The sequence below is a fragment of the Streptomyces recifensis genome, assembly GCF_002154615.1.
GTDB lineage: Bacteria > Actinomycetota > Actinomycetes > Streptomycetales > Streptomycetaceae > Streptomyces > Streptomyces griseoluteus.
Genome location: NZ_MUNH01000617.1, coordinates 1 through 3391 on the forward strand (window position 1 = coordinate 1; position 3391 = coordinate 3391).

3 protein-coding genes are annotated in these 3391 nt (G+C 70.8%); 2 read left to right on the plus strand and 1 reads right to left on the minus strand.

All coding sequences use genetic code 11. From position 1 onward, the window contains the following. Together CCN33_RS27165 and CCN33_RS27170 are read left to right on the plus strand one after the other, a co-directional pair. Window positions 1–832: metallophosphoesterase (locus CCN33_RS27165; RefSeq protein WP_107484003.1), on the plus strand; the 832-nt coding region annotated here is incomplete at its 5' end. 194 nt (window positions 833–1026) lie between these two features. Then, window positions 1027–1887, plus strand: coding sequence for a hypothetical protein (locus CCN33_RS27170; RefSeq protein WP_086696075.1), 861 nt, complete (start codon window positions 1027–1029; stop codon window positions 1885–1887). 24 nt (window positions 1888–1911) lie between these two features. Here the strand turns inward: CCN33_RS27170 and thiC are convergent. Beyond that, a partial coding sequence (gene thiC, locus CCN33_RS27175; protein ID WP_086696076.1) for a phosphomethylpyrimidine synthase ThiC occupies window positions 1912–3391 on the minus strand: 1480 nt, incomplete at its 5' end.

The window sequence follows — 3391 nt, forward strand, 5'->3', positions numbered from 1 at the left end:
GCCCGAAGAGGGCCCCGGTCCGCTGTTCGTCGTGGGCGACGTCCACGGCTACATCGAGGAGCTGCTGAGCGCGCTGCGGGAGAAGGGCCTGGTCGACGAGGAGGGCCAGTGGTGCGCGGGCACCGCCCGGCTGTGGTTCCTCGGCGACTTCACCGACCGGGGCCCGGACGGCATCGGCGTCATCGACCTGGTGATGCGGCTGTCCGCCGAGGCCGCGGCGGCCGGCGGCTACTGCAAGGCGCTGATGGGCAACCACGAGCTGCTGCTGCTCGGTGCCAAGCGGTTCGGTGACACCCCGGTCAACTCCGGCGCGGGCACCGCCACCTTCCAGGCGGCCTGGCTGCTCAACGGCGGCCAGAAGACCGACATGGACCGCCTCCAGGACCACCACCTCCAGTGGATGGCCCGGCTGGACGCGGTCGAGGAGGTCGACGGCCATCTGCTGCTCCACTCCGACACCACCGCCTACCTCGACTACGGCGACTCGATCGAGGCGGTCAACGACACCGTCCGCGACGCGCTGACCCGCAACGACGCGGACGAGGTCTGGGACCTGTTCCGCAAGTTCACCAAGCGCTTCTCCTTCCGCGACGAGGGCGGCGCCGACGCGGTGCGCTCCCTCCTGGATACGTACGGCGGCTCCCGGGTCGTTCACGGCCACAGCCCGATTCCCTATCTGCTCGGCCAGGTCGGTTCCGAGGAGGGCGAGGAGCGGGGCGAGCCGCACGTCGAGGGCCCGCACGTCTACGCCGACGGCCTCGCCATCGCCATGGACGGCGGCGTGACCATGGCCGGAAAGCTGCTGGTCCAGCAACTTCCGCTGGACGCCTGAGCCTTCATCGCGTCGCCCGGCACCGGGCCGGGACGGCGCGGAAGGGGCACCGGGCATCGCCGCAATTTCCGGCAACCCCCTGTCACCGTGCGGTATGACAGCTCTACCATCGGCTTATCCGTAGCAGGCTCCCCTCCGTTTCTGCCCGACGGCTCGTCACCATGCGAGCCCCAAGCCCTACGGAGCATCGGGGGATGCACATGAACAGCGTTCCGCAGCACCTGCTGAGCGAGGACCGCCGGGAGTTCGAGCGGCTCCTCGATGAGGCGCTGCGCTCCGCACCGGACCACCCGGAACTGTCCGGCATCGGACAGCGGCTCAACCCCGAGCAGTTGCGCACGATGGCGCTCAGCGCCACGGCTCTCATCACGGCGGCGGCCGCCGCCGAGTACCAGCACTACGTCAAGGCCCGCGAGGAGCTGCGCCATCCGGCCCCGGCCGCCGAGACGGCCGTCGCCGAAACCGTGCCGGCGGAGACGGAGTCGGGCGCCGTCGGGCTCGCCGCCGCCCTCGGGGAGACGGCCGAGGGCGCCGGTGCGGGGGCCAGCGCGATGGTCGCCGTGCTCGCCCCCGTGCTCGCCGGGACGGCCGCCGTGATCTTCCTGCTGGTCGGCTACCTCCTGCGGATGGTCGCCCCCGGCCAGCAGTTCGGCCGGACCATGGTCACCGTCGGCTGGGTCTTCGGCGCCGTGGCCGCGGCGGCGATCCTGGCCGCCGGGGTGGCACTGCTGCTCACCGCGCTGCGCAACAGCTCCTCCGCCGAGGCCGCCGCCCAGGCGGAGGCCCGTGAGGCGGTGGCACGGGCGGGCGAGGAGTGGCGGAACGCCCTGCTGGAACGCGGCATCCTGCCCTTCCTCCGCGACGCCCTCGCCCAGCCCGGCGCCCCCGCCGCCCAGCACCTGCCGGCTCCCGGCCCGAGCCGGATGCCCCGCCTGGGCTACGGCCGCCCCGGCTTCACCAGCCCCGACGACGGCACGGCCACCGACCGGCCCCGCTTCAGCAGCCCGGACTACACGAGCCCGGACTTCGGCGGGCCGGAACACCAGCCGGACTGAGCATCCGGCCGGCGTCCCGTACGACTAGGGCCGGTCCTCCGCGATCGGCAGGTAGACCCGGTTGCCCGTGGCCGCGAACTCCAGGGACTTCCTGGCCATGCCCTCCTCGATCTCGGCCCGGTTGCCGCCGTGTTCGCGCCGAATGTCCTGGGAGATCTTCATGCTGCAGAACTTCGGCCCGCACATGGAGCAGAAGTGCGCCGTCTTGGCGGGTTCGGCGGGCAGCGTCTCGTCGTGGAACTCCCGTGCCGTGTCCGGGTCCAGGGCGAGGTTGAACTGGTCCTCCCACCGGAACTCGAAGCGGGCGTCCGAGAGCGCGTCGTCCCACTCCTGGGCACCGGGGTGCCCCTTGGCGAGGTCGGCCGCATGGGCGGCGATCTTGTAGGTGATGACGCCGGTCTTCACGTCGTCCCGGTTCGGCAGACCCAGGTGCTCCTTGGGCGTGACGTAACAGAGCATCGCCGTGCCCCACCAGGCGATCATCGCGGCGCCGATACCGGAGGTGATGTGGTCGTAGGCCGGCGCGACGTCGGTGGTCAGCGGGCCGAGCGTATAGAACGGAGCCTCATCGCAGATCTCCTGCTGGAGGTCGATGTTCTCCTTGATCTTGTGCATCGGGACATGCCCGGGGCCCTCGATCATCGTCTGTACATCGAAACGCCTGGCGATCCGGTTGAGTTCCCCGAGCGTGCGCAACTCCGCGAACTGCGCCTCGTCGTTGGCGTCCGCGATGGAACCGGGCCGCAGGCCGTCGCCGAGCGAGTAGGTGACGTCGTAGGCGGCGAGGATCTCGCAGAGTTCCTCGAAGTTCTCGTACAGGAACGACTCCTTGTGGTGCGCCAGGCACCAGGCGGCCATGATCGAGCCGCCGCGCGAGACGATGCCCGTCTTCCGGTTCGCCGTCAGCGGTACGTACGGCAGACGCACACCGGCGTGGACCGTCATGTAGTCCACGCCCTGTTCGGCCTGCTCGATCACCGTGTCCTTGTAGATCTCCCAGGTCAGCTCCTCGGCCCGGCCGTCGACCTTCTCCAGCGCCTGGTAGAGCGGCACGGTGCCGATGGGCACGGGGGAGTTGCGCAGCACCCACTCGCGGGTGGTGTGGATGTTGCGGCCGGTGGAGAGGTCCATGACCGTGTCCGCGCCCCAGCGGGTCGCCCAGGTCATCTTCTCCACCTCCTCCTCGATCGAGGAAGTGACCGCCGAATTGCCGATGTTGGCGTTGACCTTCACCAGGAACCGCTTACCGATGATCATCGGCTCGATCTCCGGGTGGTTCACGTTGGCGGGCAGCACCGCGCGGCCCGCCGCGATCTCGTCGCGGACCACCTCGGGGGCGACGCTCTCCCGGAGCGCCACGAACTCCATCTCCGGCGTGATCTCCCCCTGGCGGGCGTACGCGAGCTGGGTGACCGCCCGGCCCCCGCGTCCGCGCCGTGGCTGCCGGGGCCGTCCCGGAAAGACGGCGTCCAGGTTGCGCAGCCCGCCGCGCGGCGAGGTGTGC